Source organism: Bradyrhizobium sp. Kon69, from assembly GCF_055807515.1.
In genome coordinates this window covers 1-327 of record NZ_JBVVOS010000212.1, presented here as the reverse complement: position 1 = coordinate 327, position 327 = coordinate 1, and the positions used below count along the sequence as shown (strand labels likewise).

Below are 327 nucleotides of genomic sequence, written 5' to 3'. Positions count from 1 at the left end.
GCCTTGGCGGTGGCTCAGGCCGTTAACGCTTCTGTTTCCGAAACAATGGCTGCGATCGCACTCGGATACGAAATCGCCCTCAGGATCGCGTGCTCTCGTCCTTTCTCAACAATCGAGACGTATGCGACTGGACGCTGGGTCGGCTACGGGGCTGCGGCCGCTGTTTCTCGTCTCTTGGGCTTGAATGCAACAGAAACTGCTCATGCCTTGGCGATCGCCGGGTCCGAAGGACCGATCGTGTTCTTAGACGCAACCGCCAAGTTCGAGGGCAGCACGATCAAGGAAGGGATTCCCCCAGCCGTGGTCGCGGGTATCACGGCTGCCTAC

1 protein-coding gene is annotated in these 327 nt (G+C 59.6%); it reads left to right on the top strand.

Annotated elements, in window-relative coordinates:
* On the top strand, positions 1–327 hold a 327-nt coding region (locus tag AC0L3U_RS38880; protein ID WP_473285316.1), incomplete at both ends, for an MmgE/PrpD family protein.